The following is a 26,540-nucleotide window of genomic DNA, read 5'->3' as shown; positions in this document are numbered from 1 at the left end:
GATGAATTCTTCATCAAAGCTGATGAATGTCAGCACCCGCCAGCTCCACGCTTTTCTGGAGGTCACGCGCCTGCAAAGCTTTGCCAAGGCGGCCGAGCAGGTGCACCTGTCGCCCTCGGGCATGAGCATGCTGGTCAAGGAGCTGGAGGACCAGGTGGGCGCCCGCCTGTTTGACCGCACCACACGGTCCATCACCCTCACCGACGCCGGGCGCCGCCTGCAGCCCGTGGCCGAGCGTGTGGTGGGCGAGCTGCGCGCCCTGGGCGCCGTGCTGGATGGCAACGAGGCCGCCGTGCGCTCGCGTCTGCTGGTGGCGGCCACGCCCATGATCTCGGCCAGCCTGCTGCCCGAGGTGATTCGCGGCTTTGCGCACAGCCACCCCGGCGTGCAGGTGCAGCTCAGCGACGTAGAGGTGGGCACCGTGCGCCAGCGCGTGCTCGACGGCGAGGCCGACATCGGCTTTGGCTTCTTCGTCAAACCCGCCGTGGGGCTGTCGCGCCAGCCCTTGTGCAAGTTCCGCCTCATGCGCATCAGCCCGCCCGACGCGGCGCACACCAGCGGCCAGCTGTCAGACAGCCAGCCCTGGAGCCGCCTCAAAGACGTGCCCCTGGTCAGCCTGCCGTCCGACAACCCCATCCAGGTGGTGATTGAAAAGCAGCTATCTCGCCTGGGCCTGGCCCACCAGGAGCGCCCCCGCATGAACCTCATCGGCACCCTCATCGGCATGGTGCGCGCAGGCCGTGGCAGCGCTATCGTGCCTTCGTTTGCGCTGGAAGAATGCCTGCGCCAGGGCCTGGGCGTCGCCATGCTGCGCGAGCCCGTGGTGCATCTGGACCTGTACCTCGCCTACCGCCGGGGCACGCAGCAAAAACCAGCGGCGATGGCGTTTGCAGAGGCGTTGCGAGAGGCGGCGGTGCGGTTGCCAGCGTAGTTGAGCGATCCTGAGGCATCCATTCAGCCTGATTTATCTATTCTTTTATCTATTCAATTTTCCATTCAATCGGCGTATCCTTAGGGCATGCCCTCCGCCGCCCAGACCTATGCCAACGCCATCCGCCCCCTGCTGCGCCCCGGCCCCGCCAAGGCGCAGGCGCTGGCCCAGGCGCTGCAGGTCAGCCAGCCCACCGTCTCCCGAGCCCTCAGCGCGCTGGGTGATGAGGTGGTGCCTTTTGGCGCCGCCAGATCTATTCAATACACCCTCCGCGATCCAGTCCGCGCCGATCTGGAGGCCACTGTGTACCGCGTCACCCCCCAGGGCGCGCTCGAAACCCTGGGCACCCTCGTCCCCGTGTGCCCGCAGGGCTTTGTGATGGTCGAGGCGGGCGGGGCCCGGCAACACAGCGACGGCCTCCCGTGGTGGATTTATGACATGCGCCCGCAGGGCTACCTGGGGCGCGCCTACTGCCAGCGGCACGGCCAGCGCCTGGGCTTGCCCGAGCGGCTGGGCGATTGGAGCGACACCCACGCGCTGCGCGCCATCCTGGACCAGGGCGACGACATGCCCGGCAACCTGCTCATCGGCCCCACCGCGCGCGACCAGTTCGTCAACGCGCCCGACCCCGTGCCCATTGCAGCCGCGCAAAAGCTGCACACCTACGCCCAGTTGGCCGACCTGTCCGCGCGCGGCGAAGTGGCGGGCTCGTCAGCCGCCGGAGAGCAGCCCAAGTTCACCGCCTACGCCGAGCAAGCCGATGGCACCGCCGCGCATGTCATGGTCAAGTTCACCGCCGAACTTGACACCCCCGTCAGCGCCCGCTGGCGCGACCTGCTGCTGGCCGAACACATCGCCCTGCAGGTGCTGCGCGACCACGGCGTGCCTGCCGCGCAATCAATGACCTGGATGCACGGCACCCAACGATTTCTGGAAGTGCAGCGGTTTGACCGCCTGGGCGCTCGCGGGCGCAGGGCGCTGCATTCCTTCGCGGCGCTCGATGCCGAGTTTGTCGGCAGCGGCGGCAACTGGCCGGTGATTGCCCGGGCGTTGTGGAAGTCCGGGGTCATCACCCCCCAAGCCTTTGACACGGCCTGCCTGCTGTGGGCGTTTGGCACCCTGATCGGCAACACCGACATGCACAGCGGCAATCTGTCGTGCTTGTCAGAGGGGCGAAGGCCTTACGAGCTGGCGCCTGCGTATGACATGACGCCCATGGCGTTTGCTCCCACGGCGGGGGGAGGTTTGTCGGATCGGGCGCTGGAACTCACGGTGGGGGAGCAGGTCAGTGCGGCGGCTTGGAAGGAGGCGCTTGCGATGGCGCAGGTGTTTGTTCGGCGGTTGGAGGACGAACAAGGGTTCAGCGCGGGTTTTGATGTGTGCAAGGCTGAGTTGGTGCGCCATGTGGCCGTGGCGGCCGAGCGTGTTGGGCGGCTTGTGGTTTAGGGTGGATGCCTGCAGGAAACGCGGCAAAAGGCCGTGGCTATGACGTTTGCGGATGCTGAATACGTCGGACATAGGACACGGCTTTTAAAACGGATTTAATGCCAAATATGCGAATGGTGCTTGCTCTTTAGGTGTTAATGGCTATGAAATTGAGAGCAAGATTGGCTATTAAATTAAATTAAATTAAATTAAATTAAATTAAATTAAATTAAATTAATTGCTTGGTGCCCAAAGGGGAAATTCAAAATACCGTTTGTGCATGCTGGCTCGCTGCAGTTGTTGGCTAAATATTTGCCAAGCTTCGCAGAATTTTATTAATAGATATTTAAATGCATGCCCCTTGTAAACCCATGTTGCAAGCCACTTTTCGTAGGAATGAATTTCCAGAATGTTTAATTTGGCTTGATTGGTTTTGCTGGTTTTTGAAGTAAATTGCATTTTGCATTGATGGAGTAGTTATGCCCGAAAAAAACATTGATCCAAAATTGATATCTTGGGGTGAAATCCAGGGGGAAAAATGGAAATCGCTTTTGCTGGGTAACGGTTTTAGCATGAACGTTTGGCCGGGATTCGGGTATGCAAGTCTTTTTGAGGTTGCGAAAGATGAAGCGATTGCAGAGCCGCTTGATCAAAACAGTGTAGCCCTATTTGATCGGCTTGGTTCAAGTAATTTTGAAGATGTGCTTCGAGTTCTTTTTCATGCACGAATAGTTGATGAGCAACTAAACTGCCCGCAAAGAAATCAGATTGACGCCCTGTATAGTTGTACGAAAAATGCACTTGCGGCTGCTGTGAATCACTCTCACGTTTCTCACGGGTTTAACGGCTTAGCTGCAATAAATAAGGCTCTCCGCGTCTATAGAAACGTATTTACAACCAACTATGATCTCATTCCGTATTGGGCGATCATGCAAGAAGATCTTTGGCGGTTCAAAGATCTCTTTTGGGGGGAGGACGGGACATTTGATCCAAGCAACACGTCCGTCAATGCGGATAGATGTGTTATTTCATACCTTCATGGGGCTATTCATCTGGTTGAACTTCCTGATGGAAGGACCAAAAAGCTAGCGGCGAACGGAATTGAAAGCCTTAAGGACCTGTTTAACCTAAACCATCCAGAGTACTTTCCTCTTTTCATATCGGAGGGCGCATCTGAGAGGAAGTTGTCCAGAATAAAGAGAAATGATTATTTGCGTTTCTCGTTTGAAAAATTCCAGTCTATAGATGAAGGATTGGTTGTAATTGGGCATTCTCTTCAAAAGGATTATGATCAGCATCTAGTGGATGCTTTGCATAATAGCGATTTAGCTTCAATTGCAATTGGTGTTTGGCCTCATCAAAATGAAGGGCAGATATTGCTTTTCAAAGCCCGAATTGTCGCTGAGCTTGTTGGGAAAAATATCTATTTCTTTGACTCCACAACACATCCACTAGGAAATCCGGAGTTGAAGCATCATGTATAAAAATTCCGTCGAGATGGACGATTTGTAAGCTGTGCTTGTGAATATCCTCCCCCGCCGCTTTGGGGCCACTGCGGCCTCCCATGTCAAATGCTAAAGCTCATATGCAAATGCGCTTGTCCGACACGACGTTCCGCATGTACCGCAAGGGTGACGGTCGGGTGTCGTTCAGACTTCATAGCCGTCTGATGGTTTTGTCAAAGGGCGTTGGCTTCAGGCTGTCGGCGTATCTCAGCCACTTTGAGGGTCGACTCACACTCGATTCGGGTCTTGTCGTACCGATGGACTATTTGGGATTCACAGACGATTGCATGTATCGCATGGATACGATGGTCCATGAATTCTGGGCGTCTGGCGAAGCTGAACTCGATGAAATGCGGGAAACCTTAGGTCTCTTTCGGTTGCAGTACGCCATCTTCCACCATCCATCGATGGGCCCGCCAGACGCTATCGAATTGGTGGTACCTGTTGTCCCCCGGGGCCCTCACGCCTCTTACCGTAGGCCGAGGTCTGGTGCGTCTATCAGCACGGACCCCTAAGAACGTCCTCAGGGAGCGCCGGAAGTGCCGTGGGGCGCCGGTTACATTGAATATTGAGCTTCCGCTTTCATTTGAGGTGAGCGGCTTGCTTCTGACCGCTTTCCTCCACCAGCCTCGGCCCTTCACCCCACCGCCCGCATCCCCACCAACCCCGGCATCGCCCCCCGCATCGCCTCCAAAAACAACCGCAGCCGCGCCGGATAAAACCGCGCATACGGGTACACCAAGTACACCGGCAGCGGCGCCGCGTGCCAGTTGGGCACCAGGTGCAGCAAGTTCCCCTGCCGCACGTCGTTGTCCACGATCCATGCCGATGAAATGCACGCCCCCAGCCCAGCCAGGGCGGCGCTGCGCAGGGCGTACAGGCTGTCGGTGGCCAGACGCGGGGTGATGCCGAAGGTGTGGGCCTCGCCGCCGGGCTCCTGGGTTAGCGTGACCTCGCGGCGGTAGAAGGTGCTCAGGGCCAGCCAGGGCAGGGGTTGCAGGTCTTGCGCGTGCTGGGGCGTGGGGCGCCCGGCCATGAGGGCGGGGGCGGCCAGCACGATGCGGGGCACCTCGGCCAGGCGCACGGCGACCACGCTGGGGTCGTCCACCGCGCCGACCTGGATGGCGCAGTCGATGCCTTCGGCGATGAAGTTGGGGCGGCGGTCGTGCAGCATCCATTCCACGTCCACCTCGGGGTAGCGGCGCAGGTAGGCCATCAGCGGGGCGATGAACTGGTCTTGTCCAAAGGCGTGCGGCGCCAGCACGCGCAGGGTGCCGCGCGGGGTGTCGGCGGTGCCGCGCAGGTCGTCTTCCATGGCGCGCCAGTCTTCCAGCAGGGCCTTGGCGTGGGCAAAGCAGCGGTCGCCGTCTTCGGTCAGCTTCATCACATGGGTGGAGCGCTGCAGCAGCTTGATGCCCAGGCTGCGCTCCAGCGCCTGCAGGCGGCGGCTCACGGTGGGCTGGCTGGTGCCCAGTTGCTGGGCGGCGGCAGACAGGCTGCCAGCCTCCACGATGCGGACAAAGGTCTGCATCAGCTCGATGCGGTCGGCGCCGGGTTGCAAGGCTGGCTGGGGGTTGGTCATGCGCCAAGCGTATAACGAATCTGCAATTCAGCCTACTACCCAGTGCGGTGGAGGGCTAGAACAATCGCACCATTCCTTTCTAACCAATGGTGTTGTGATGTCTTCCATTCAAAACGTGCATGCAAGCGGTGCGGCGGGGCTGGCCCCGGTGGCGCCGCCTGCAGAGGGGGCGGTGAGTGCGCCGCTGCTGTTGCTGCTGGCGACCACGGCGGGGCTGAGCGTGGCGTCGCTGTACTACAGCCAGCCCATGCTGGGCGTGCTGGGGCCCGACATGCAGGCCGACAGCCGTGTGGTGGGGCTGGTGCCCACGCTCACGCAGCTGGGGTATGCGCTGGGCATCTTGCTGCTGGCGCCGCTGGGCGACCGGTTTGACCGGCGCCGCATCATCGTCATCAAGTCCATCGCGCTGATGCTGGCGCTGCTGCTGAGCGGCCTGGCGCCTGGCATGGGTGCGCTGCTGGCGGCCAGCCTGGCGGTGGGGCTGGCGGCCACGGTGGCGCAAGACGTGGTGCCCGCCGCCGCCACGCTGGCCCCTGCCGCACAGCGCGGGCGCATGGTGGGCATTGTGATGACGGGGCTGCTGCTGGGCATTTTGTTGTCGCGCGTGGTCAGCGGCTTTGTGGCGCAGCAGTGGGGCTGGCGCACGGTGTATGTGGCGGCGGCGGTGGCCATTGCGCTGCTGACGGTGGCCGTGTGGCGCGGGCTGCCGCGCTTTGCGCCCACCACGCAGATGGGCTATGGCGCGCTGATCGGCTCCATGGTGGCACTGTGGCGCCAGCACGCGGCACTGCGCCGCGCGGCCTGGGCGCAGGGGCTGCTGGCCGTGGGTTTCAGCGCGTTCTGGTCCACGCTGGCGGTGATGCTGCACAGCCAGTTTGGGCTGGGCACGGCGGCGGCGGGCGCGTTTGGCCTGGCCGGGGCGGCGGGCGCATTGGCCGCCCCGCTGGCCGGGCGCCTGGCCGACAAGCGCGGGCCCGAGGTGGTGACGAGCTACGGCGCCGGGCTGGCCGCTGCATCGTTTGCGGTGATGGCGCTGGCACCGTTGCTGCCTGCGCAGGCCCAGCTGGGCTTGATTGTGGCCAGTGCCATCGGCTTTGACTTTGGCGTGCAGGCCACGCTGGTGGCGCACCAGACCATCGTGTACGGCATCGACCCTGCGGCGCGCAGCCGGCTTAATGCGCTGCTGTTCACCGGCATGTTCATCGGCATGTCGGCCGGCGCGGCGCTGGGCAGCTTGGCGCTGGCGCAGTGGGGCTGGCTGGGGGTGGTGGGCTTGGCCACGGCCGGGTCGCTGGCGGCACTGGCGGTGCGCATGGGGCGGCGCCGGGGCTGATTTAGAACGAAATAGGGCGGTAGCGCTAGTGGATCATGCGCTGGCAGCTATCAAAAAAAGAGCGACCCTGGGGTCGCTCTTTTTGTTGGGTGGCGGTTTGTGCCGTGCTGGTGCTCAACCGCCCTTCGGTGTTGGGCCTGCGTGGGCTCAGGCCTTTTTCACCTCAATGTGGTACAGCCCCCAGGGGCACAGGCCAAAGCGTTCCTTCACGGGCTTGTCCTTGAAGGCGGGCAGCACATCCGCGTCGTACACGGCCCACTGCGGGCCCAGGCCGCCCAGGGCCATGGGCTGGCCGTCGATGTGGGTGGCAACGATCATGCGGTAGGCCTGGGCGTCGGCCATGCTGATGTTGACGTTGTAGCCGTCCACCGCGCGCAGGCCCAGTTGCACGGGGCTGCCAGCGGCTACACCGGCGGCTGCCAGCACGGTGGTGAGCAGGGGGCCCTTGAGCGTATGGGGCTTGCTGTCGTATTCCAGCGTGGGCTTGATGGTGACGGCGGGCATGCGCGCGAGGGCGGCGGCGTCTAGCGCGTAGGCCTTGTCAAACTGGATGCCGTGTTTGCCCATCATCTGGTCGATGGTGGCATCTAGAGCGCCACGGTTGGACTGGGTGATGGCACCGCTGATGGTCAGCAGTGTGGGGCCGCTGGGGGCCTTGGCCTGTGTGGCGGCGTGGCTGCTGCCCGTGGCCGTCCACAGACCTGCCAGGCCCATGCCGGCGGCGACGAAGTTGCGCTTGTTCATGTTCATGGGAGGGTGCTCCTTGGTGGAAATCAGGGGCGGATGGTAAGTGCTGGAGCCGCGCTTGCCACGCAATAAATCGCAACAGGCTCGCAACAGGCGGTGTGCAGCGTGCCCAACCTTCAGCCGCCAGGGTGCTTGCCTTGTGGTGACAGCGGCCCGACGCCAGCCGCACCACAATCGGGTCATATGACCTCTTCTTCGACGATGCTGCGGGTGATCAGCCTGGCAGCCTTTTGCAGCATGGCCTCCATGCGCGTGTGCGACCCGATGCTGGTGTCTCTGGCACGCGAGTTTTCTGTCACCACGGGCGATGCGTCGGCCGTCATTGCCGCGTTTGCCGTGTCGTATGGCGTGCTGCAGTTGTTCTATGGCCCGCTGGGCGACCGGCTGGGCAAGGTGCGGGTGGTGATTGGTGCCACGTTTGCCTGTGCGCTCTTCAGCGGCGTGACGGCGCTGGCGCCCACGCTGCCGGTGCTGGTGGCGGCGCGTGCGGCCATGGGGGCGTCAGCGGCGGGCATCATCCCGCTGTCGATGGCGTGGATTGGCGACAACGTGCCGTACGAGCAGCGGCAAGAGACCCTGGCGCAGCTGATGGTGGCCACGGTGTCGGGGATGATGGCCGGGCAGTGGTTTGGCGGCTTTGCGGTGGAGGCGCTGGGCTGGCGGGCGGCGTTTGTGGTGCTGTCGCTGCTGTTTTTGACGGCTGCCAGCCTGCTGTGGCGGCAGTCCCGCGCCCTGGCGGCCAGCACGCCCGCGCCTGCGGCTGGCAGTGCGGTGCCGCCCGCGTTTTCGCTGTCGGCCTACCTGGCCAACACGGCCGCGCTGCTGCGCATGCCCCGGGTGCGCTGGGTGCTGACCGTGGTGGCGGTGGAGGGCGCGCTGGCCTTTGGCACGCTGGCTTTTGTGCCCGCACGCATGGTGGACGGGTTTGGGCTGTCGGCCTCGGCCGCCGGTGGGGTGATGGTGCTGTATGGCGTGGGCGGGCTCATCTACAGCCTGCTGGCACGCCGCTGGCTGGCGCTGCTGGGCGAGCGGGGCCTGGCGCTGGTGGGTGCGTCGCTGATCGCCGCCGGGCTGTTGCTGTTGGCCTGGGGGCCGGTGGCTGCCTGGGGCGTGCTGGGCTGCTTCTTTGCCGGGGTGGGCTTTTACATGCTGCACAACACGCTGCAGGTGCAGGCCACGCAGATGGCGCCCGAGGCGCGGGGCACGGCGGTCACGCTGTTTGCGTGCCTGCTGTTTTTGGGGCAGTCGCTGGGGGTGCTGCTGGTGGCGGCCAGTGTGGACCGGGGCTGGATTGCGCCCGTGTTCTCTGTGGCGGCGCTGGGGGTGCTGGTGCTTGGCGCGCTGGTGTCGCGCAAGGTGAATGGCAGGGTGGCGGCGCCTGCGGGGGCGTAGACCCGACTCGGCTGCACCGCGTCGGCTGCAATGCGCAAATAACTTTGATGTCTTATTACTTTATTTTTTGATAGTTTGATTCTTTATGGCGCAATAGTACATTCCCTTATCTTTGTGTCTTTTAGGGCCGAACCCGCGCCGCCCGGCGTGTGGCGGCCCTTTGTGTTTCATGATCGAACTACGGGGTATCACCCAAACCTACCAGGGCTCACAAGGCCCGGTCGAGGCGCTTAAGGGCATCGACCTCACCATCCAGCCGGGCGAAGTGTTCGGCATCATCGGCAAGAGCGGCGCGGGCAAAAGCTCGCTGGTGCGCGTCATCAACCTGCTCAACCGGCCCACCACGGGCCAGGTCATCGTGGGCGGGCAAGACCTGACCCAGCTGAACGACGCGCATTTGCGCGAGGCGCGCCGCGAGATCGGCATGGTGTTCCAGCACTTCAACCTGCTGTCGTCACGCACGGTGTTTGACAACGCCGCGCTGCCGCTGGAGCTGGCGGGCATGGACAAGGCCGCCATCCGTGCGCGTGTGAACCCGCTGCTGGATCTGGTGGGCCTGTCGGCCCTGGCCGACCGCTACCCCGCGCAGATCAGCGGCGGGCAAAAGCAGCGCGTGGGCATTGCGCGTGCGCTGGCCAGCCGCCCCAAGGTGCTATTGAGCGACGAGGCAACGTCCGCGCTGGACCCGGAGACCACGCGCTCCATCCTCGACCTGCTGCGCCAGGTCAACCGCGAGCTGGGCCTGACGGTGGTGCTGATCACGCACCAGATGCAGGTCATCAAGCAGGTGGCCGACCGCGTGGCCGTGATCGAAGCCGGCCGCATCGTGGAGCAGGGCCGGGTGCTGGACGTGTTCACCCGCCCGCAGCAGGCCATCACCAAGAGCCTGATCGACGAGATCCTGCCGCAAGAGCTGCCCGCCAGCGTGCTGGACCATGTGCGCAAGCTCGCAGGCGAGCTGGGTGCCGGGCGAACGGGCCAGCTGCTGCGCCTGTCGTACGCGGGTGACAGCGCCTACCAGCCCATCCTGTCGCAGCTGATCCGCCAGTTTGGGGTGGACATGAGCATCCTGCACGGCCAGGTGGACGAGATTCAGGACGAGACCTTCGGCTCGCTGGCCGTGTACGCCAGTGGCGAGGCCGACAGCGTGCGCGGCGCCGTGGCGCACCTGCGCGCGGGCGGTGTCGAGGTCGAAGAAGTGGCCGTGGCCGGTTAAGAGGGAGCACACATCATGTTCAACAACTTCACGCCAGCGATGCTGGATCTGTTTGCTTCGTCCTTGTGGGAGACGCTCATCATGGTCGGCATCTCCGGCCTGGTGGGCGGCTTGCTGGGGGTGCCGCTGGGCGTGTTCCTGCGCCTGACCGATGACGGCGGTGTGCTGGAGAACGGCCCCGTCAACAAGCTGGTGGGCTGGCTGGTCAACGCCGTGCGGTCCACGCCTTTCATCATCCTGCTGGTGGCCATCATCCCGTTCACGCGGTTCATCACCGGCTCGTCCATCGGCACCGCTGCCGCCGTGGTGCCGCTGACCATTGCCGCTGCCCCGTTTGTGGCCCGCCTGGTCGAGGCCGCGCTGCGCGAGGTGGACCACGGCTTGGTCGAAGCCGCACAAGCCATGGGCGCCACCACCAGCCAGATCGTGTGGAAGGTGCTGCTGCCCGAGGCCCTGCCCGGCATCGTGGCGGGCCTGACCATCACGTTTGTGAGCCTGACCGGCTACTCGGCCATGGCCGGTGCTATTGGCGGTGGCGGCCTGGGCGACCTGGGCATCCGCTATGGCTACCAGCGCTTTCTGCCCGAGATCATGCTGGCCGTGGTGCTGGTGCTGATCTTCTTTGTGCAGGCCGTGCAAAGCCTGGGCGACTGGGCCGTGCGCAAGCTGAGCCACCGTTGAGTGGTGAATGGCTTGCTATTGAATCAATAGCTGCTGGCGCATGATTCACTGGCGCTTGCGGCCTGTTTTGCTTCAAAACCACGCGTGGGGGCACAGCCTGGGCCTCTGCGCTGGTCCCGGGTCCCTCGCACCCTGTGGGAGAGGTGCAGAAGTCAACCTCAGCCCGGCACCCGGTAGTGGTAGCCGTAGGCCGTCTTGAACCCCATCGATTCATACAGCCGCAGCGCTGGCGTGTTCTGCGCTCGCACCTGCAGGTAGGCGCTGGTCGTCCCGGCCTCGGCGCCCCAGTGCAGCAGGGCCTGCACCAGCGCGCGCCCGCGCCCGCCGCCCCGGTGTTCGGGCGCTACGGCCAGGTCGTACAGGCCCACCGCGCCGCGCTCCAGCACCGCCAGGCCAAAGCCCACGGCATGGCCCTGGGCGTCGTGTTGCAGCGCATAGCCCACCGGGTGGGCAATGGCGTCGAGGATGCTGCGGTGCAGGTTGCGGTGATGCGGCGCCACGCCGTTGGCCGCCGCAAACCCTTCCAGCCACGTGGGCGATGGCGAAGTGCTGACCACCGTGCTGCCGTCGGGCCGGGGCACCGCGCCCAGCGCCAGCGGCCGGTGCAGGACCAGCGAGGGGTCAAAGTGCTGGTAGCCCGCGTCCGCCAGCTCCTGGTCGGCCTCTGCCGGGGCCAGGGGGGAGATGCGGAACACGGCGGGCAACCCATGCCGCGCATACAGCGCTGCCGCCGCCTCGCGCACACCGTCAAACGGCGCGCCGGGCACCAGCGCGTTGACCGAGTTGGCGCGCTTGGTGTACCCGCCCGACAGCCGAAACACCCAGCCCCGGTGAAACACCGTCTGGTGCGCAGGCCAGGCGTTGAAGGCGCGTTCTTCCAGCGCGCGGACGAGGGCAGCGGGTACGGTGTTGGCGATAGGGGCGGCGGTGTCGGTCATCACAGGTTTATACCAACCCACCTTGACCATTCACCGCGCCAGCCACCCTGTGCGACCGCTCTTTGCAACCCCTCTTTGCCATTGGCTCAGTCGGTGGTGATCTTGTTGTCGGCCACCAGCTTGGCAAAACGTGCGGTGTCGGCCGCAATCTGTTCGGCCATCTGCGCGGGAGTGTTGCCGATGGGTTCGGCACCAATGTCCTGCATGCGCTTTTGAAAGTCGGGCGACTGGATGACCTTGACCATTTCGGTGTTCAGCCGTGCCACCACGTCGGCGGGCGTGCGGGCGGGGGCCAGCACACCAAACCAGGTGCCGATGTCAAAGCCCGCAAAGCCACTTTCTTGCAGCGTGGGCACGTCAGGCAAGGTGGACGAGCGTTTGGCCGTGGTCACCGCCAGGGCGCGCAGCTTGCCCGCCTTGATGTGCGGCAGCACGGGGGTGACGGTGTCGAACGACATCGACACCTGCCCGCCCAGCAGGTCGGTGGTGAGCGGGCCGCTGCCCTTGTAGGGCACATGCAGCAGGGGCTGGCCGATGGAGGTGGCGAACTGCGTGCCGATCAGGTGCTGCGCAGTGCCCGCGCCGTTGGAGCCGTAGGAGAACTTGTTGGGCGTGGCCTTGATCAGCGCCACCAGCTCCTTCACGTCCTTGGCGGGCGTGGCCGCGCTCACGGCCAGCACGTTGGGCACCAGCGCCACGGTGGTGATGGGCGCAAAACTCTTTTGAAAGTCGTAGTTGAGCTTTTTGTACACGCTGGTGGCAATGGTGTGGTGCACCGCGCCCATCAGCAGCGTGTAGCCGTCGGCGGGGGCCTTGGCCACGTAGTCGGCCCCGATGGTGGCGCCCGCACCGCCCCGGTTTTCCACGATCACGGGCTGGCCCAGGGCCGTGCCCAGTTTTTCGCCCAGTGCGCGTGCCAGCACATCGGTGGTGCCGCCCGCTGCAAAGGGCACGACGATGGTGACGGGCTTGACCGGCCAGGCCTGCGCATGGGCCGGTGCGCTGGGCAGGGCACAGGCAGCGGCAGCCAGGGCTACCAGTGCCAGCAGCTGGTGCCGGCGTGTAGTGGGCGTTGTGGGCGGCGTTGACGGTGGGTGGTGCGGCTGTGCAATGCGTGTCATGGTTGTCTCCGTGGGGTTGTGGTTCTTGTGGTGGTATGGCCGGTGGGGACGCGGGGGGCGTGGCGTCAGCCCTTGGCTGCGATCAGGATCGCGCGGAAGTCGTTGACGTTGGTGCCCGTGGGCCCGGTGATCACGGCGTCGCCCAGCGCGCCAAAAAAGGTGTGGGCATCGTGCGCGTCCAGCGCGGCGGTGGCGTGTTGGCCCAGTGCTGCGGCGCGCTTCAGCGTGTCTGGCGTGGCAATGGCGCCTGCCACGTGCTCCAGGCCGTCGATGCCGTCGGTGTCGCCAGCTAACGCGTACACGCCGGGCAAGCCCTTGAGCGACAGAGCCATGGACAGCAGGCATTCCACATTGCGCCCGCCGCGCCCTGGGGTTGGCGTGGGTTGCCCGGGGGCGGGTGCGCGCAGGGTGACGGTGCTTTCGCCGCCACTCAGCAGCACGCGGTGCCGTGGTGACGGGGCCTTGGCGGCGTAGCGGGCGACACCGGCCAGCACCGTGCCCATGTCGCGGGCTTCGCCCTCCAGCGCGTCGCCGAGCAGCGTGGGCTCTATGCCCGCCTCGCGCGCCACCTGGGCCGCCGCCCGCAGCGCCAGGTCGGGCGTGGCAATGACGTGGGTGGTGATGGGCCCCAGCCGGGTGTCGCCGGGCTTGATGCTCTCGCTGGCGGCCGTGTCCAGTGCGGCCGTTACGGCGGGCGGCAGTGCAATGCGGTAGCGCTGCAAGATGGCCCGCGCCTGTGCACGGGTGGTCGGGTCGGCCACGGTGGGGCCAGACGCCACGTCCAGCGGGTCGTCGCCCGGCACGTCCGACATCACCAGGTTGACCACGCGGGCGGGGCTGCACGCCAGGGCCAGCCGCCCGCCCTTGATGGCCGAGAGGTGGCGCCGCACGCAGTTCATCTCGCCAATGCTGGCGCCGCTGCGCAGCAGGGCCTGGTTGAGCGCCTGCTTGTCGGCTAGCGTGATGCCAGGTAACGGCAAGGGCAGCAGCGCCGAGCCGCCACCCGACCACAGGCCGATCACCAGGTCGTCTGCCGTGAGACTTTCCACCGCTTTCAACATCTGTTGCGCGGCTGTCAGGCCCGCCGCATCGGGCACAGGGTGGGCGGCCTCCAGCACGCCGATGTGCTGGCAGGCGGCAGCATGCCCATAGCGCGTGACCACCACGCCTGTGAGTGGTGCCGGCCACTGGGCCTCCAGCACCTGCGCCATCTGCGCTGATGCCTTGCCCGCACCGATCACCACCGTGCGGCCCCGGGGCGGGGCCGGCAGGTGAGGTGGCAGGCATATCGAGGGCTGCGCGGATGCGATGGCGGCGTCGAACATGCTGCGCAGCCAGTGGCGGGCCTGGGTGTCGATGTGTGGGGTCATCGGGTGGTGGGGCAGGGCGCAATGCGTGGGAGCCACGCGGCTCAGGCCGCCTTTTGCAGCGGCGTACTGCCGATCAGTGCGCACACGGCGTCGGTCACCTGCGCCGTGGTGGCCGTGCCGCCCAGATCGCGGGTGTGCAGGGCGGGGTTGGCGGTGACCTGTTCGATGGCTTGCATCACGGCGCGGGCAGCATCCACCTCGCCCAGGTGCTCCAGCAGCATCACCACCGACCAGAAGGTGCCGATGGGGTTGGCCAGGCCCTTGCCCATGATGTCGAACGCCGAGCCGTGGATGGGCTCGAACATGCTGGGGTAGCGGCGCTCGGGGTCGATGTTGCCGGTGGGCGCAATGCCCAGGCTGCCCGCCAGCGCAGCAGCCAGGTCGCTGAGGATGTCGGCATGCAGGTTGGTGGCGACGATGGTGTCGAGCGTGGCGGGGCGGTTGACCATGCGGGCCGTGGCAGCGTCCACCAGCTCCTTGTCCCACTTCACATTGGGGAACTCGGTGGCCACCTGCGCGGCGATCTCGTCCCACATCACCATCGCATGGCGCTGGGCGTTGCTCTTGGTGATGACGGTGAGCAGCTTGCGGGGCCGCGACTGCGCCAGGCGGAAGGCAAAACGCAGGATGCGTTCCACCCCCACGCGGGTCATGATGGACACGTCCGTCGCTGCCTCGATGGGGTGACCCTGGTGCACGCGGCCGCCCACGCCGGAGTATTCGCCCTCGGAGTTTTCGCGCACGATGACCCAGTCCAGGTCCTTGGGCGTGCAGCGCTTCAGGGGCGCATCAATGCCGGGCAGGATGCGCGTGGGCCGCACGTTGGCGTACTGATCGAAGCCCTGGCAGATCTTGAGGCGCAGGCCCCACAGCGTGATGTGGTCGGGGATGTCCGGGTCGCCCGCCGAGCCGAACAAGATGGCGTCCTTGCCGCGCAGCGCATCGAGACCATCGGCCGGCATCATCACGCCGTGGGCGCGGTACCAGTCTCCGCCCCAGCCGAAGTTCTCAAACTGGAACTGCAGGCCCGTGTGGCGGGCGGCCAGGGCTTCGAGTACGCGTTGGCCGGCGGGAATCACTTCCTTGCCGATGCCGTCTCCGGGGATGGTGGCGATTTGGTAGGTTTTCATGAAGGTCTCTGATCTTGGTGTGTGAAAGCGTCGGGGAAGGCCTGTGGGGATGCCGGGCCGCGAAAAACGGGTGGAACAAAACAGTGAGAGCGACTGTAGGCATCCGCTCGTTGTAAAAACGGCGGCCAAGTGAATCCATCGTTAACCTGCAGTTGATAATGCAGCGATGAGCTCCACCATCCAGCCCGCAGAACTGGGTTTCTTTTCGGCACTGGCCGCCAGCCCCAGCCTGAGCGCCGCCGGGCGCGAAATGGGTGTGTCCACCGCCGCCGTGAGCAAACACCTGGCGCAGATGGAAAAGCGCCTGGGTGTGGTGCTCATCAACCGCACCACGCGTCGCATGAGCCTCACGCCCGAGGGTGAGCTGCTGCTGGAGCACGCGCGCCGCATCCTGCGCGAGATCGACGCGCTGGACGAACTTATCGTGCAGTCCAAGGCCAGCCCCAAGGGCCTGCTGCGCGTGAATGCCACGCTGGGTTTTGGCCGCATGCACATCGCCCCCGTGATCTCGGACTTTGTGCGCCAGTACCCCGAAGTGGATGTGCAACTGCAGTTGTCGGTGCACCCACCACCGATCACCGACGATGCCTACGACGTTTGCGTGCGTTTTGGCGAGCCACCCGATGGCCGCGTGATTGCCCGCCGCATAGCCCCCAACCGGCGTGTGCTGTGCGCCGCACCCGCCTACCTGGCGCAGCACGGCAGGCCCCGCGTGCCGCGCGACCTGATGGAGCACCAGTGCATCGGCATCCGCCAGGGCGACGAGGCCTACGGCCTGTGGCGCCTGATCACCGGGCGTGGCAGCAAGGCGCACACCGAGTCGATCAAGATCACCGGCAACCTCACCACCAACGACGGCGAGATCGCCGTGCTGTGGGCGCTGCAGGGCCACGGCATCGTGATGCGCGCCGAGTGGGACGTGAACCGCCATCTGGCCCAGGGCCTGCTGGAGCCCGTGCTGCCGCAGTACCACACGCCTGCGGCCGACATCTATGCGGTGTACCCGCAGCGGCACCAGTTCTCCACGCGGGTGCAGGCGTTCGTTGGGTTCCTGGCAGATGCGTTGGCCGCGTCGGGCACGCTGGCGGGTGTGGGCGTGGGTGCCCGTGTGGACAAGCGGCGTGCCGTGCGGGTTTCTTGACCTGGCGGGTGGCGCAGGTGCCGCTGCCGGGTTAGGGTGTTGGCGAGGCGTTTTTTGACCCCTGTGGTTTCTGAGGTGCTTTTCATCCCGCCGACTTTTCTCTTGCTTTTATCGCCCCTGTTTCGTCCATGAAAACGTTGTTGCTGCTCATCCCCCCGCTGTTGGGTGCGCTGTTTGCCGGGCCTGCGCAGGCCGCCGATTCGCTGGTGGCAGCCGATTGGTCTCTGTCCGTGGATGGCGCTTATGTGCTGGACCAGCGCGCGGGCCTGGCCTGGCCGCGCTGTGTGGAGGGCATGCAGTGGAATGGAAAAACCTGCACCGGCCAGCCCCTGCTGCTGGACCGCGCCGAGGCCACGGCCCTGGCTTCGGACCGCTGGAAGGCCGAGGGCGTGGGCTGGCGCATTCCGCGTGCGGCCGAGCTGCAGCGGCTGGTGGACAAGTCGCTGTCGCCCCCGGGCCTCAACCCGATTTTGTTTCCGGTGGCGCCCGGCCAGTGGCACTGGTCGTCCACCAGCAACGTGAGCGCGCCCAGCGTCAATCAGTACACCTACGGCAACATCTCCCAGAGCCGCGCGGGCGACAGCGCGCGCCAGGCCGCCATGATCAATGGCTGGGCGGTGAACCTGTCCACCGGCGAGGCGCGCGGCGATGCGGCGCGGGCCAGCAAGCTGCCCGTGCGGCTGGTACGGCCGATGCCGGTGGGTGGGGGCAAATAGCCTGTCGTCTCCGGGAGAGTGCGCTGCGCAGGTGCGCCACGCACGGTAGGTCGCTTCAAGCAGTCACGGGTTGCTCGTCAGCCGCTGCAAACACCTCGCGCGCGACAGTCAGCCCGTTGAGTGCGGCCGGAAAACCCGCGTACACCGCCATCTGCATCAGCACCTCCACGATCTCTTCGCGGCTGACGCCCACGTTGAGCGCGGCCTGCAAATGCACTTTGAGCTGAGGTGTGGCGTTGCCCAGCGCGGTCAGGGCGGCGACGACGGCAATCTCGCGGCTGCGCAGATCGAGTCCGGGGCGCGAGTAGATGTCGCCAAACGGAAACTCGATCAGGTAGCGCGCGAAGTCGGGGGCAATGTCGGCCAGGCTGGCGACGACACGCTCACCCGCGTGGCCGTCGATTTCGCGCAGCTTGGCGAGGCCCTGGAGATATCGGGGTTGGGTTTCGGGGGACATGGGAGCTTCCTTGGTGGGTGGACGACAGGGTGGGTCGAAGGGAAGCTTCCAGGCCCTGGTAATGCGCGATCTTGGCTTGCAGGGCCTGCGCGGCTTGCTGCATGGCGGTGATCGTTGCCAGCACCTGCGCCAGATGCTGTTCCAGCAACTGGCGCCGCTCGGGGGCGGTGGCGTTCCCTTCGCTGCGTAGCTGCGCAAAGGCCTGCATCTGCCCGATGGGCATCTGGGTCTCACGCAGGCGCAGCAGGAATCCGATCCATTCCATGTCCGACGCCGCATAACGGCGCTGGCCGCCGGGTGCACGCGCCACCGGCGCAATCAACCCGGCGCGCTCGTAGTAGCGCAGGGTGTGTGCGGTGAGGCCTGTGCGCTTGGCGACTTCGGCAATGGTGAGGAGGGATGCCATAGGAACGATTCTGAAAGTTAGAGCGCACTCTAAGTCAAGCGACACGTGCATGACTTTGGACGGGGCGTGTGAAAGCGTTTCTGGCATGTAGCTGCAGCGCCCTGCGTGCATCGTTCGTCCCAGCGCATGGGGGGCAGCCATTCACCGAGGGGACAGCGCGGTCGCGCAGCTTGGTCAAGAATGCGGGCTGGTGGTGGTGAGGCGCCGTTGAATACGGCACCCTTTCACCACACTGCGCGGTCCAGCGCGCAGGCCCTTTGTCCCATCTTCTACCTGCGAGTCCTCCATGAACCCCTCCATCCCCACCACCGCGCTGCAGTTGCGCTCGCTTGTGCAAGCCGATGGCACCTTGCAGATCAGCCTGGAGCCCACACCCGTGCCCACGCCGGGGCCTGACGAAGTGCTGATCCAGGTGCAGGCCACGCCCATCAACCCGTCGGACATCGGCCTGCTGCTGGGCCCGGCCGATTTGTCGACCGTGCAGGTCACGGGCACGGCCGAGCGGCCGGTGGCTACGGCGCGTATCCCGGAGCGCGCCATGCCCGGCATGGCGGCACGCCTGGGTCAGAGCATGCCGGTGGGCAACGAGGGCGCGGGCCTTGTGGTGGCTGCGGGTGCCTCACCCGCCGCGCAGGCGCTGCTGGGCCGCACGGTGGCGGTGATTGGCGGTGCCATGTATTCGCAATACCGCGCCATGCCGGCGGCGCAGTGCCTGCCGCTGCCGCCCGGGACCACGGCGGCCGAGGGCGCATCGTGCTTCGTCAACCCGCTGACGGCGCTGAGCATGGTGGAGACCATGAAGCGCGAGGGTCACACCGCGCTGGTGCACACCGCGGCAGCCAGCAACCTGGGCCAGATGCTGCTCAAGATTTGCCAGAAGGATGGCGTCGGCCTGGTCAACATCGTGCGCAAACCCGAGCAGGCGGCGCTGCTGCGCGGGCTGGGCGCCCAGTATGTGTGCGACAGCAGTGCGCCCAACTTCATGGCCGAGCTGACCGACGCGCTGGCCGCTACGGGCGCCACCATCGCGTTTGATGCCACGGGCGGCGGCACGCTGGCCGGGCAGATCCTGCAGTGCATGGAGGCCGCCGTCAACCGCAAGGCCAAGGAATACAGCCGCTACGGCTCGGCCGTGCACAAGCAGGTGTACCTGTACGGCCACCTGGACACGCGCCCGACCGAAGTGCACCGTACCTTTGGCATGGCCTGGGGCATGGGCGGGTGGTTGCTGTTTCCGTTTCTCCAGAAGATTGGCGACGAGGCGACGCAGGCGCTGCGCCAGCGTGTGGCGGCCGAGCTGAAGACCACGTTTGCCAGCCACTACGCGCGCACCGTGTCGCTGGCGGGCGCGCTGAGCGCGGACGCCATTGCGTTCTACGGCCCGCGCAACACCGGGGCCAAGGTGTTGATCGATCCGTCGCTGTAAGCGAGGTTGCAGGGGCGCGCCTGGCGCCTTTGAGGGGTGGGGCTACACGGCAGGCACCAACAAAAAGGGCTCCCAGTGGGAGCCCTTTTTGCCTGCCCGCCCCTGCGGTTCAGTTAACACTCCCCATGGCAGCAGCACCCGCACCGCGCGAAGTGCCACCACCATGGGAAGTCCCGCAACTGCTTCAAACCAATCTCAGCAGTTGGTCTGCCAAATTACATGGCGCTGAATTCGCCCGAAGGGATCTGGCCGGTGCGCACGGCTTCGGCAGCCTGGGCACGCACGGCAGCGCGGTCAGCGGTGGACTTGTAGGTCACCACGCGCGAGCCTGCGGGTTCCATGTTGTGGGTGCGGGCTTCGACAACGGCTTCGGCAGCCACTTCAGCGCGGGTGCGGTTCGTATCGAACTTCAGGGCAAATTGCGAGCCATCGGCTTCGTCAGCATGGGCGCCAAAGGCGGCGAAAGCGGCAACAGCGGCGACGGAGAGGAAACGAGCGGTCTTGTTCATGATGAAAATCCTTAAAGGCTAAAAAAGCGTCTCAAAAAAGCCGGGTCAAAAACCATTCCTGAACCGGGTTCGGTGAGTCGCCTTGCGGGTTCGGCTCATCGATGGGATGAACTGTACGCCGATGGTGTTCAGGGAAAAACCACCTAGTCGCAAACTAACTGTTCCAGTATTGAGAACAATCTTTCCATCCTCTCGCGCTCTCGGGCGATCTTTAATCCCTCGCCTTCTGCTGGAAAAAACTGTATATTTATACAGCATCAAACCACAGGAGAAGCAGCGCCATGCAAGTCATCGAATCCACTTACGTCGTCAACCTCCGCGACTACCCCGAGGAGCTTCCTGCCAAGGAGCGCATAGCCGCCGAAGCCCGGTACGCCAGGGCCCTGGAAAAGCAGCTCGGCGGCCCCGAACAGGTGGCGGCCGCGCTGGACACCATGCAGAGCCTGGAGGAGTCGCCTCCCGAGGTGGTGTCCCCGGGCGATCTCACCCTGCTCAAGGCCTGGGGCAAGGCCAGCGTGGCGGCCCTGCAGGCCGGGTTCCGGGACTTGGGGGAAGGCGAGGGCGCGTACTTTGAGGTGCGGCTGGTCTAAGAGGCTGAGAGTCCTTTATTCACGCCCGCCTGGCACGCCCATACGCCCCGGTTCGTCGTTACCAATGCTCTCCATAGCCTGAGCTATGGCTGTGCCTTGCGCCTAGATCCGAGGCGTATGGGCGCGCCTTTCGGGCCCGGCTGAAAAACTCTCAGTCTCTGCACCTGAAGGCACGCAGCACGCAATGGGGCTGACCGAGCCGCCGTGCAGGCGCGTGGTTGGTGTAGGGGCCGGGTCGCCCCCGTGCTTGCGCAACCGCCGTGGGGGCAGATACTGTGTGTACATTGCATTCCCTGCACCCTCAACGCCGGAGACACCACCCCATGACCCTGCCGCTTCACCCCCTGGACCCTGACCTGTTTGCCCGCGCATTGCCGCTGCTGGACGACGAGTGGCTGACCCGCGACCCCGAGCTGGCGCCCGTGCTGCCCACGGTGCTGGCACGTAATGTGGGGCAGGACTGGCACAAGGCGGGTACGTTTCGCCATCACCTGGTGGGCGTGACGCGCACGCTGACGGTGTGGCAGCAGCCGCGCGATGTGCGCCTGCTGGGCCTGTTGCACAGCGTGTACGGCAATGCGTTTGTGGACCTGGTGAAGTTCGACCCCGCCAAGGAGCGCGCCCGGGTGCGCGAGATTGCGGGCGAGTCGGCCGAGCACCTGGTCTACCTGTTTTGCACCCAGTCGCGCACGCAGTTTGTGCAAAAGGTGCTGGCCCATGCGCTGGAGGCCGACGGCAGCCTGGTGCTGCAAAAAGACGGGCAGGACCACGTGCTCACGCCCTACGAGGTGGCTGCCTTCATCATCGTGAGCATGGCGGACACCATCGAGCAGTGGTTCAGCTGGCAAGACGACATCTTTTCGCGCTTTCCGGACGTGCAGCACCGCAACCAGAAGGCGCATTGGGCTGCATCGCTCTGGCCCGGGCCCATGCGGCCGTCGGGGCGCATGGTGCACCAGATCAACGGGCTGGCCAAGGCGCTGCAGCACCCGGGGCTGAAGGACGTGCTGCCCATGCCCCCCGTGTTTGCGCATTGCTCGCAGCACCTGTCTGCTGCCAACGAGGCAGCAGCCACATCGCTGTACTGGTCGGTCATCCAGCAAGACCAGCCGCTGGTGGACCTGGACGTGGCCACCGGTGTGCTGGAAAGCGCCGTGCGCCACAACCCCTGGGTGGGCGAGCCGCAGATGGTGCTGGCCCAGCTGTATCTGTCCGCTGGCCGCAAGGACGAAGCCAAGGCCGCTGCCGAGAGCGCGCTGCACCTGTTCAGCGCCTGGGGCAATGCGTGGGACAAGCGCGTGCAGTGGGACGCCTGGGTGGCCTGGACGCGCATCCTGCTGCAGGGCGCGACGGTGGAAGGCACCTGGCCCGAGCGGCTGGACAAGCTGAACAACGTGGCGCTGCGCGGTTGATTTGGAACACCCCCTGAGTGGCTGCGCCACTTCCCCCTTCTCTCGAATCGCTGCGCGATTCGGGAAGGGGGACGCAGCCCTTGCTGCGGGACGGCCCTTGCTGGGCTGCCCTCGCCGAGCGCGCGCCAGTTTCATGAGGTGGGGGTGGGGGCACGGGCCTTGTCTTCTTATTCGAATAAGTTGTAATGAAATGAAAACTTAGTTGTTCCTGTTTTATCGGGGAAACCCTAGGATGCGAGCCATCTCTCAACGAAAGGTTTTCCCTGTGAACAACAACAAGCGCCTTCTCCTGCAATCCGCCCTGGCCTTGGCTGCCGCTGCCGCTTTCTCGTCGGGCGCCATGGCCCAGGACAAGCCCATCAAGGTGGGCGTGACCGGCGGCCCCCACGCGCAGATTTTTGAGCAGGTGAAAAAGGTCGCCGAGAAGGACGGCCTCAAGATCCAGATCGTCGAGTTCAGCGACTACGTGCAGCCCAATGCTGCGCTGGCTGCGGGCGACCTGGATGCCAACAGCTACCAGCACAAGCCTTACCTCGATGCGCAAGTGGCCGACCGTGGCTACAAGCTGGTGTCGGTGGGCTACACCGTCAACTTCCCCATCGGCCTATATTCCAAGAAGGTCAAGAAGCTCGAAGACCTGAAGGAAGGCGCCAAGTTCGGCATCCCCAACGATCCCACCAACGGCGGCCGTGTGCTGCTGGTGCTGCAGGACAAGGGCCTGATCAAGCTGCGTGACGGCGCGGGCTTGAAAGCCACGCCGCTCGACGTGGTGAGCAACCCCAAGAAGCTCAAGTTCGTCGAACTCGACGCCGCCCAGCTGCCCCGTTCGCTGGACGACCTGGACGCCTCGGCCATCAACACCAACTTTGCGCTGTCGGCAGGCCTGAACCCTGGCAAGGACGCGATCTCGCAAGAAAACGCCAAGAGCCCCTACGTCAACCTGATCGCCGTGCGCGAAGCCGACAAGGACAAGCCCTGGGTGGCCAAGCTGGTGAAGGCCTACCACTCCGAAGAAATCAGGAAGTTCATCCAGACCGAGTTCAAGGGCTCGGTGCTGCCCGGGTTCTGAGGCCAATTGCAAGCGCACCCTTTCACGGTCAGCGCTGCAGTTCTGCGATGCGACTCCCTCTCTCGCAAGGGGGGCAGGGCCTGAGGGGCCACCCAGAAAGCGCGTGACTTTTCATGCGCTTTTGGCCCCTGGTGCTTATCCATAAAGCACCAAAAGCTATTTAAGTGATAGCAAAACACCGATCCCATTCCCGCTGCGTTGCGCCGGGCAACCTGCGGTATCGCGCTTGGATACACAATGAGAGGGTAACGTCCGGTAACACCTAACCCTCCACCATGCCCTTCGCGGAACGAATCCTCTCAGCGGCCTGGTTGAGTGCGACCACGCTGTTGTTCGTTGCCTCGCTGTGGGTGCCGGAACCTGGCGTGCGGCTGTTTCTGGACAACGCGTCCTGGACGCTGGGGTTTGGGCTCTCCGCCTTCTGGGCCTGGGGCGGCTGGCGGCGAGCGCCCCCTACCGACCGCGCGTTGCACACCGGGCTGCTGGCCTTTGCCGTGCTGGTGGCCTTGGGGCAGATGGTGTGGAACGTGCAGGTGGCGCTGGGCTGGAACCCGTTCCCAGCGCCTGCCGATCTGCTGTTTCTGGCCGGTGGGCCGCTATGGGCTGCCAGCGTCATCCGCGCCACGTTTGCGCGCCTCTCGCGCGACCGCGCCTACCCGGCAGCACTGGACTTTGGCGGCACGGTGCTGGCGCTGCTGGCGTTCACGCTGGTGATCTATCTGCCCTCGGGCGAGGTGGACTCGCTGGCCGTGGGCACGGTGCTGGTGCTGTACCCGGCCGGATTTCTCGCGGCAGCCGGGGTCACGGCGCTGGCCATTCCCACGGTGGGGGTGCGCATCGAGCGCTCTCACGTGCTGGTGCTGCTGGGCTTGCTGGGCTATGGGCTGAGCTGGATGCAGTGGAATCTCATGGTCATCAGCGGCACGGTGCAACCGGGCATCTGGTTCAACGCCAGCTTCAGTGTGTCGGCGTTGGTGCTGGGATGGGGCTCGCGCTGGATGCGTTTCGAAGTGTCGGCAGACGCCGCCTACCGCCGCCAGTGCGACCGGGCGATGAACTATGTGCCGCTGCTGTCCATGACGCTGGCCGCCATCACCCTGGTGCTGCTGTTTGTGGCCCCCGACGGGCGCGCGGGCATGCAGGCGCTGATCCTGGCGTGCTGCCTGCTGGTGCTGCTGCTGGCCGCACTGCGCCAGACGATCGTGGTGAGCCTGCTCAACCGCCTGCGCACGGCCGAGGCCGCTGTGCTACGCAACGAGGAGCTGCTGTACCGCGTGGCCCACTTTGACGCACTCACCGGTCTGCCCAATCGCCGCTACTTTGAAGACGCGCTGGAGCGCGCCGTGGCCGAGGCTGCGCGCGACACCCAGGCCGCCAACCGCCGCGTGGCGCTGTTGCTGATCGACCTGGACCACTTCAAGAGCGTGAATGAAACCTATGGCCATCGCGTGGGCGATGCGTTGCTGAGCGAGGTGGCCCAGCGCATCACCCAGCTGCTGGCGGGGCAGGGCCTGGTGTCGCGGCTGGCCAATGACCAGTTCACCGTGATGCTGCTGCGCCCCGCTTCGCGCACCGAACTGGCACAGCTGGCGGCCTCGCTGTTGGAGGGCCTGGCGCAGCCCTGGGACCTGTCGGAGGTGGGCGCGCAGTACATGGGCGCCAGCCTGGGCATCAGCCTGTACCCGGACGACTCCGCGAACAGCGTGGAGCTGGTGCGCCACGCACATTCGGCGCTGCATGCCACCAAGAACGTGGGGCGGGGCTCGTACCGGTTCTACATCGAGGAGTTCACGCAGATCACGCGCGGCCGGCTGGAGCTGCGCCGCCGCCTGCACGGTGCGCTGCAGGGCGGCGAGTTCACGCTGGTGTACCAGCCCCAGCTCAACCAGCAGCGCCAGACGGTGGGGGCCGAGGCGCTGCTGCGCTGGTCGGTGGATGGCAAGCCGGTGCCGCCCGACGAGTTCATCCCGCTGGCCGAGGAGAGCGGGCTCATCGTGCCGATTGGCCTGTGGGTGTTCGAGACCGCGTGCCGCCAGATGGCCCGGTGGCGCGCCGAGGGCTGGCAGGTGCCGGTGGTGTCGGTCAACGTCTCCACCATCCAGTTGCGCGAGCCGGGCTTCACCCAGACCCTGCTGGACGTGACCCAGCGCGCGGGGGTGGCGCCCGCCGGGCTGGTGCTGGAGATCACCGAGTCGCAGTTGCTGGATGAGTCGCTGTACGCCATTGCGCTCGACCTGAAGAACGCGGGTTTCGCGCTGTCGATCGACGACTTTGGCACTGGCCACTCATCGCTCATCAAGCTCAAGCGCCTGCCGGTGAGCGAGCTGAAGATTGACAAGGTGTTTGTGCGTGACATCGTGGTGGACGTGAACGACCGCGAGATCTGCGCCACCGTCAATGCCCTGGCCCGCACGCTGGGGCTGGAGGTGGTGGCCGAGGGGGTGGAGACCGAGGAACAGCTGCAGTTTTTGATCCGCATGGGCTGCGAGCGCTTTCAGGGCTGGCTGTTTGCCCCGGCTCTGCCGCCCCGGCAGCTCGCCGAGCAATGGTTGCAGCGGCAGGCGCCATCCGCGGCGCAGTGACTGCGGCAATGCTTGCGCGCGGCATATCAAAAATGATAGCTGCTCAGGCATATTCCACTAGCGCATCCAGCCGTTTTGCCTTGATAAATGCGAAAACCCGGCACAGATCCGGGTTCTTGGGAGCTTGCAGGGCTTGTTGAGCCCTGGGCGCCGTCGTCCGTGAACCGCTTACGCTGCCTGCGACACGCGGGCCTGGTTGGCGGCGACGCTGGTCTGGGTGGTGATCTCCACGTCGGCCGAAGCCAGGGCGGTGGCCTTGGCGTCGGGGCCCATGGCCACACCTTCGGCGCGCACAAAACGCACATCGGTGATGCCGAAGAAGCCGAACACCACCTTCAGATAGCTCTCCTGGTGCTCCATGGCCTGGCCACCTTCGCTGGTGGAGTACACGCCGCCACGGGTGGAGGCCACGATCACCGTCTTGCCGCCAGCCAGGCCCACGGGGCCCTTGTCGGTGTACTTGAAGGTGCGGCCCGCTTGCGCCAGGCGGTCAATCCAGGCCTTGAGCTGGCTGGGGATGGAGAAGTTGTACAGCGGCGCGCCGATCACGATCACGTCGGAGGCCAGGAACTGGCTCACCAGCGCTTCGGACAGGGCGTTTTCATTGCGTTCCACCTCGGTCGCAGCGGCCTGGCCGGTGCGGAAACCCAGCGACTGGGCCGACAGGTGCGAAGGGGCCTGCTGTGCCAGGTCCAGGTATTGCACGGTGGTGCCGGGGTGGGCGGCTTGCCATGCAGCCACGGTGCGGGCAGTCAGTTGGCGGGACACGGATTGATCGCCAGTGATGGCAGAGTCGATGTGAAGCAGTTGCATGAGGGAACTCCTTGGGTTCTGTGGATCGGAGCCACAGCGTGTGGCCAT

General features: G+C 65.3%; 24 protein-coding genes. 14 read left to right on the top strand and 10 right to left on the bottom strand.

The window, feature by feature from the left end; genetic code table 11:
• The first annotated feature begins 1 nt into the window (after position 1).
• The 3 genes from C8C99_RS10300 to C8C99_RS10290 all read left to right on the top strand — a co-directional run bounded on the left by C8C99_RS10300 (position 2) and on the right by C8C99_RS10290 (position 3,840).
• Positions 2-931 carry a LysR family transcriptional regulator gene (locus tag C8C99_RS10300; RefSeq protein ID WP_233247200.1) on the top strand — a complete coding sequence of 310 codons (930 nt, stop codon included), beginning with the start codon at positions 2-4 and terminating at the stop codon, positions 929-931.
• Positions 932-1,018: 87 nt separating this feature from the next.
• A complete protein-coding gene (yjjJ, locus tag C8C99_RS10295; RefSeq protein WP_056642360.1) occupies positions 1,019-2,377 on the top strand; it encodes a type II toxin-antitoxin system HipA family toxin YjjJ in 1,359 nt (452 codons plus the stop codon).
• Between the two features lie 458 nt (positions 2,378-2,835).
• Positions 2,836-3,840 (top strand): DUF4917 family protein, encoded by a 1,005-nt coding sequence (locus tag C8C99_RS10290; RefSeq protein ID WP_108625678.1) that lies wholly within the window; start codon positions 2,836-2,838, stop codon positions 3,838-3,840.
• Positions 3,841-4,498: 658 nt separating this feature from the next.
• Here C8C99_RS10290 and C8C99_RS10280 read toward each other — a convergent pair.
• The gene (locus C8C99_RS10280; protein ID WP_056642364.1) at positions 4,499-5,443 is read right to left on the bottom strand and encodes a LysR family transcriptional regulator; all 945 of its coding nucleotides are present in this window, start codon (positions 5,441-5,443) and stop codon (positions 4,499-4,501) included.
• 97 nt (positions 5,444-5,540) lie between these two features.
• Here C8C99_RS10280 and C8C99_RS10275 point away from each other — a divergent pair, with 97 nt between their 5' ends.
• On the top strand, positions 5,541-6,776 hold the full coding sequence (locus tag C8C99_RS10275; protein ID WP_056642367.1) for an MFS transporter: 1,236 nt from the start codon (positions 5,541-5,543) through the stop codon (positions 6,774-6,776).
• Between the two features lie 147 nt (positions 6,777-6,923).
• Here the strand turns inward: C8C99_RS10275 and C8C99_RS10270 are convergent, their stop codons facing one another.
• Entirely contained in the window at positions 6,924-7,520 is a 597-nt protein-coding gene (locus tag C8C99_RS10270; protein WP_056642407.1) for a hypothetical protein, read from the bottom strand.
• Positions 7,521-7,706: 186 nt separating this feature from the next.
• On the opposite strand from C8C99_RS10270, the gene C8C99_RS10265 reads away from it, so the two are divergent.
• The 3 genes from C8C99_RS10265 to C8C99_RS10255 all read left to right on the top strand — a co-directional run bounded on the left by C8C99_RS10265 (position 7,707) and on the right by C8C99_RS10255 (position 10,812).
• Positions 7,707-8,915: an MFS transporter gene (locus C8C99_RS10265; protein WP_233247199.1), complete on the top strand. Its 1,209-nt coding sequence runs from the start codon at positions 7,707-7,709 to the stop codon at positions 8,913-8,915.
• A 169-nt stretch (positions 8,916-9,084) separates the two neighbouring features.
• The gene (locus C8C99_RS10260) at positions 9,085-10,131 is read left to right on the top strand and encodes a methionine ABC transporter ATP-binding protein (protein WP_108625676.1); all 1,047 of its coding nucleotides are present in this window, start codon (positions 9,085-9,087) and stop codon (positions 10,129-10,131) included.
• Positions 10,132-10,146: 15 nt separating this feature from the next.
• On the top strand, positions 10,147-10,812 hold the full coding sequence (locus C8C99_RS10255; RefSeq protein WP_015013836.1) for a methionine ABC transporter permease: 666 nt from the start codon (positions 10,147-10,149) through the stop codon (positions 10,810-10,812).
• A 158-nt stretch (positions 10,813-10,970) separates the two neighbouring features.
• Here C8C99_RS10255 and C8C99_RS10250 read toward each other — a convergent pair whose 3' ends face one another.
• From C8C99_RS10250 to C8C99_RS10235, 4 genes are all read right to left on the bottom strand, one after another.
• Positions 10,971-11,750 (bottom strand): N-acetyltransferase, encoded by a 780-nt coding sequence (locus C8C99_RS10250; protein ID WP_056642410.1) that lies wholly within the window; start codon positions 11,748-11,750, stop codon positions 10,971-10,973.
• A gap of 86 nt (positions 11,751-11,836) precedes the next feature.
• Positions 11,837-12,871 (bottom strand): tripartite tricarboxylate transporter substrate binding protein, encoded by a 1,035-nt coding sequence (locus C8C99_RS10245; protein WP_056642376.1) that lies wholly within the window; start codon positions 12,869-12,871, stop codon positions 11,837-11,839.
• A 65-nt stretch (positions 12,872-12,936) separates the two neighbouring features.
• Positions 12,937-14,241: a glycerate kinase gene (locus C8C99_RS10240; RefSeq protein WP_108625675.1), complete on the bottom strand. Its 1,305-nt coding sequence runs from the start codon at positions 14,239-14,241 to the stop codon at positions 12,937-12,939.
• Between the two features lie 41 nt (positions 14,242-14,282).
• Positions 14,283-15,371: a tartrate dehydrogenase gene (locus C8C99_RS10235; RefSeq protein ID WP_108625674.1), complete on the bottom strand. Its 1,089-nt coding sequence runs from the start codon at positions 15,369-15,371 to the stop codon at positions 14,283-14,285.
• Positions 15,372-15,537: 166 nt separating this feature from the next.
• On the opposite strand from C8C99_RS10235, the gene C8C99_RS10230 reads away from it, so the two are divergent.
• Positions 15,538-16,512, top strand: coding sequence for a LysR substrate-binding domain-containing protein (locus C8C99_RS10230; protein ID WP_056642382.1), 975 nt, complete (start codon positions 15,538-15,540; stop codon positions 16,510-16,512).
• 128 nt (positions 16,513-16,640) lie between these two features.
• Positions 16,641-17,228: a DUF1566 domain-containing protein gene (locus tag C8C99_RS10225; RefSeq protein WP_056642385.1), complete on the top strand. Its 588-nt coding sequence runs from the start codon at positions 16,641-16,643 to the stop codon at positions 17,226-17,228.
• A gap of 55 nt (positions 17,229-17,283) precedes the next feature.
• Here C8C99_RS10225 and C8C99_RS10220 read toward each other — a convergent pair whose 3' ends face one another.
• Both C8C99_RS10220 and C8C99_RS10215 read right to left on the bottom strand, forming a co-directional pair.
• Complete coding sequence (locus C8C99_RS10220; protein WP_056642389.1) at positions 17,284-17,685, bottom strand: carboxymuconolactone decarboxylase family protein; 402 nt, start codon at positions 17,683-17,685, stop codon at positions 17,284-17,286.
• Entirely contained in the window at positions 17,612-18,091 is a 480-nt protein-coding gene (locus C8C99_RS10215; protein WP_056642391.1) for a MerR family transcriptional regulator, read from the bottom strand. Before C8C99_RS10215 ends, C8C99_RS10220 begins: the two co-directional genes overlap by 74 nt.
• Before the next feature lie 286 nt (positions 18,092-18,377).
• Here C8C99_RS10215 and C8C99_RS10210 point away from each other — a divergent pair, with 286 nt between their 5' ends.
• Positions 18,378-19,517: a zinc-binding dehydrogenase gene (locus C8C99_RS10210; protein ID WP_056642393.1), complete on the top strand. Its 1,140-nt coding sequence runs from the start codon at positions 18,378-18,380 to the stop codon at positions 19,515-19,517.
• Positions 19,518-19,732: 215 nt separating this feature from the next.
• Here C8C99_RS10210 and C8C99_RS10205 read toward each other — a convergent pair whose 3' ends face one another.
• Entirely contained in the window at positions 19,733-20,026 is a 294-nt protein-coding gene (locus C8C99_RS10205; RefSeq protein WP_056639501.1) for a hypothetical protein, read from the bottom strand.
• A 281-nt stretch (positions 20,027-20,307) separates the two neighbouring features.
• On the opposite strand from C8C99_RS10205, the gene C8C99_RS10200 reads away from it, so the two are divergent.
• The 4 genes from C8C99_RS10200 (at position 20,308) to C8C99_RS10185 (ending at position 25,679) form a co-directional block, all read left to right on the top strand.
• Positions 20,308-20,616: a hypothetical protein gene (locus C8C99_RS10200; protein ID WP_108625673.1), complete on the top strand. Its 309-nt coding sequence runs from the start codon at positions 20,308-20,310 to the stop codon at positions 20,614-20,616.
• 323 nt (positions 20,617-20,939) lie between these two features.
• Positions 20,940-22,028, top strand: coding sequence for a DUF6817 domain-containing protein (locus C8C99_RS10195; RefSeq protein ID WP_108625672.1), 1,089 nt, complete (start codon positions 20,940-20,942; stop codon positions 22,026-22,028).
• Between the two features lie 265 nt (positions 22,029-22,293).
• The gene (locus C8C99_RS10190; RefSeq protein WP_233247198.1) at positions 22,294-23,097 is read left to right on the top strand and encodes a MetQ/NlpA family ABC transporter substrate-binding protein; all 804 of its coding nucleotides are present in this window, start codon (positions 22,294-22,296) and stop codon (positions 23,095-23,097) included.
• Between the two features lie 275 nt (positions 23,098-23,372).
• On the top strand, positions 23,373-25,679 hold the full coding sequence (locus C8C99_RS10185; protein ID WP_108625671.1) for a bifunctional diguanylate cyclase/phosphodiesterase: 2,307 nt from the start codon (positions 23,373-23,375) through the stop codon (positions 25,677-25,679).
• A 168-nt stretch (positions 25,680-25,847) separates the two neighbouring features.
• On the opposite strand, the gene C8C99_RS10180 is transcribed toward C8C99_RS10185, so the two are convergent.
• Positions 25,848-26,492 carry an FMN-dependent NADH-azoreductase gene (locus C8C99_RS10180; protein WP_056640442.1) on the bottom strand — a complete coding sequence of 215 codons (645 nt, stop codon included), beginning with the start codon at positions 26,490-26,492 and terminating at the stop codon, positions 25,848-25,850.
• Positions 26,493-26,540: the final 48 nt, after the last annotated feature.

Source organism: Acidovorax sp. 107, from assembly GCF_003058055.1.
GTDB lineage: Bacteria > Pseudomonadota > Gammaproteobacteria > Burkholderiales > Burkholderiaceae_C > Acidovorax.
The sequence above is the reverse complement of the archived record's forward strand: the minus strand, read 5'-3'. Positions and strand labels throughout refer to the sequence as shown.

What these genes read in the sequence shown, in the direction of transcription:
- C8C99_RS10230 (WP_056642382.1), top strand. Translation starts at nt 15,538, where the DNA reads ATGAGCTCCACCATCCAGCCCGCAGAACTGGGTTTCTTTTCGGCACTG.
- C8C99_RS10265 (WP_233247199.1), top strand. Translation starts at nt 7,707, where the DNA reads ATGACCTCTTCTTCGACGATGCTGCGGGTGATCAGCCTGGCAGCCTTT.
- C8C99_RS10300 (WP_233247200.1), top strand. Translation starts at nt 2, where the DNA reads ATGAATTCTTCATCAAAGCTGATGAATGTCAGCACCCGCCAGCTCCAC.
- C8C99_RS10210 (WP_056642393.1), top strand. Translation starts at nt 18,378, where the DNA reads ATGAACCCCTCCATCCCCACCACCGCGCTGCAGTTGCGCTCGCTTGTG.
- C8C99_RS10240 (WP_108625675.1), bottom strand. Translation starts at nt 14,241, where the DNA reads ATGACCCCACACATCGACACCCAGGCCCGCCACTGGCTGCGCAGCATG.
- C8C99_RS10195 (WP_108625672.1), top strand. Translation starts at nt 20,940, where the DNA reads ATGACCCTGCCGCTTCACCCCCTGGACCCTGACCTGTTTGCCCGCGCA.
- C8C99_RS10215 (WP_056642391.1), bottom strand. Translation starts at nt 18,091, where the DNA reads ATGGCATCCCTCCTCACCATTGCCGAAGTCGCCAAGCGCACAGGCCTC.
- C8C99_RS10290 (WP_108625678.1), top strand. Translation starts at nt 2,836, where the DNA reads ATGCCCGAAAAAAACATTGATCCAAAATTGATATCTTGGGGTGAAATC.
- C8C99_RS10255 (WP_015013836.1), top strand. Translation starts at nt 10,147, where the DNA reads ATGTTCAACAACTTCACGCCAGCGATGCTGGATCTGTTTGCTTCGTCC.
- C8C99_RS10245 (WP_056642376.1), bottom strand. Translation starts at nt 12,871, where the DNA reads ATGACACGCATTGCACAGCCGCACCACCCACCGTCAACGCCGCCCACA.
- C8C99_RS10280 (WP_056642364.1), bottom strand. Translation starts at nt 5,443, where the DNA reads ATGACCAACCCCCAGCCAGCCTTGCAACCCGGCGCCGACCGCATCGAG.
- C8C99_RS10235 (WP_108625674.1), bottom strand. Translation starts at nt 15,371, where the DNA reads ATGAAAACCTACCAAATCGCCACCATCCCCGGAGACGGCATCGGCAAG.
- C8C99_RS10270 (WP_056642407.1), bottom strand. Translation starts at nt 7,520, where the DNA reads ATGAACAAGCGCAACTTCGTCGCCGCCGGCATGGGCCTGGCAGGTCTG.
- C8C99_RS10225 (WP_056642385.1), top strand. Translation starts at nt 16,641, where the DNA reads ATGAAAACGTTGTTGCTGCTCATCCCCCCGCTGTTGGGTGCGCTGTTT.
- C8C99_RS10260 (WP_108625676.1), top strand. Translation starts at nt 9,085, where the DNA reads ATGATCGAACTACGGGGTATCACCCAAACCTACCAGGGCTCACAAGGC.
- C8C99_RS10205 (WP_056639501.1), bottom strand. Translation starts at nt 20,026, where the DNA reads ATGAACAAGACCGCTCGTTTCCTCTCCGTCGCCGCTGTTGCCGCTTTC.
- yjjJ (WP_056642360.1), top strand. Translation starts at nt 1,019, where the DNA reads ATGCCCTCCGCCGCCCAGACCTATGCCAACGCCATCCGCCCCCTGCTG.
- C8C99_RS10180 (WP_056640442.1), bottom strand. Translation starts at nt 26,492, where the DNA reads ATGCAACTGCTTCACATCGACTCTGCCATCACTGGCGATCAATCCGTG.
- C8C99_RS10200 (WP_108625673.1), top strand. Translation starts at nt 20,308, where the DNA reads ATGCAAGTCATCGAATCCACTTACGTCGTCAACCTCCGCGACTACCCC.
- C8C99_RS10220 (WP_056642389.1), bottom strand. Translation starts at nt 17,685, where the DNA reads ATGTCCCCCGAAACCCAACCCCGATATCTCCAGGGCCTCGCCAAGCTG.
- C8C99_RS10275 (WP_056642367.1), top strand. Translation starts at nt 5,541, where the DNA reads ATGTCTTCCATTCAAAACGTGCATGCAAGCGGTGCGGCGGGGCTGGCC.
- C8C99_RS10250 (WP_056642410.1), bottom strand. Translation starts at nt 11,750, where the DNA reads ATGACCGACACCGCCGCCCCTATCGCCAACACCGTACCCGCTGCCCTC.
- C8C99_RS10185 (WP_108625671.1), top strand. Translation starts at nt 23,373, where the DNA reads ATGCCCTTCGCGGAACGAATCCTCTCAGCGGCCTGGTTGAGTGCGACC.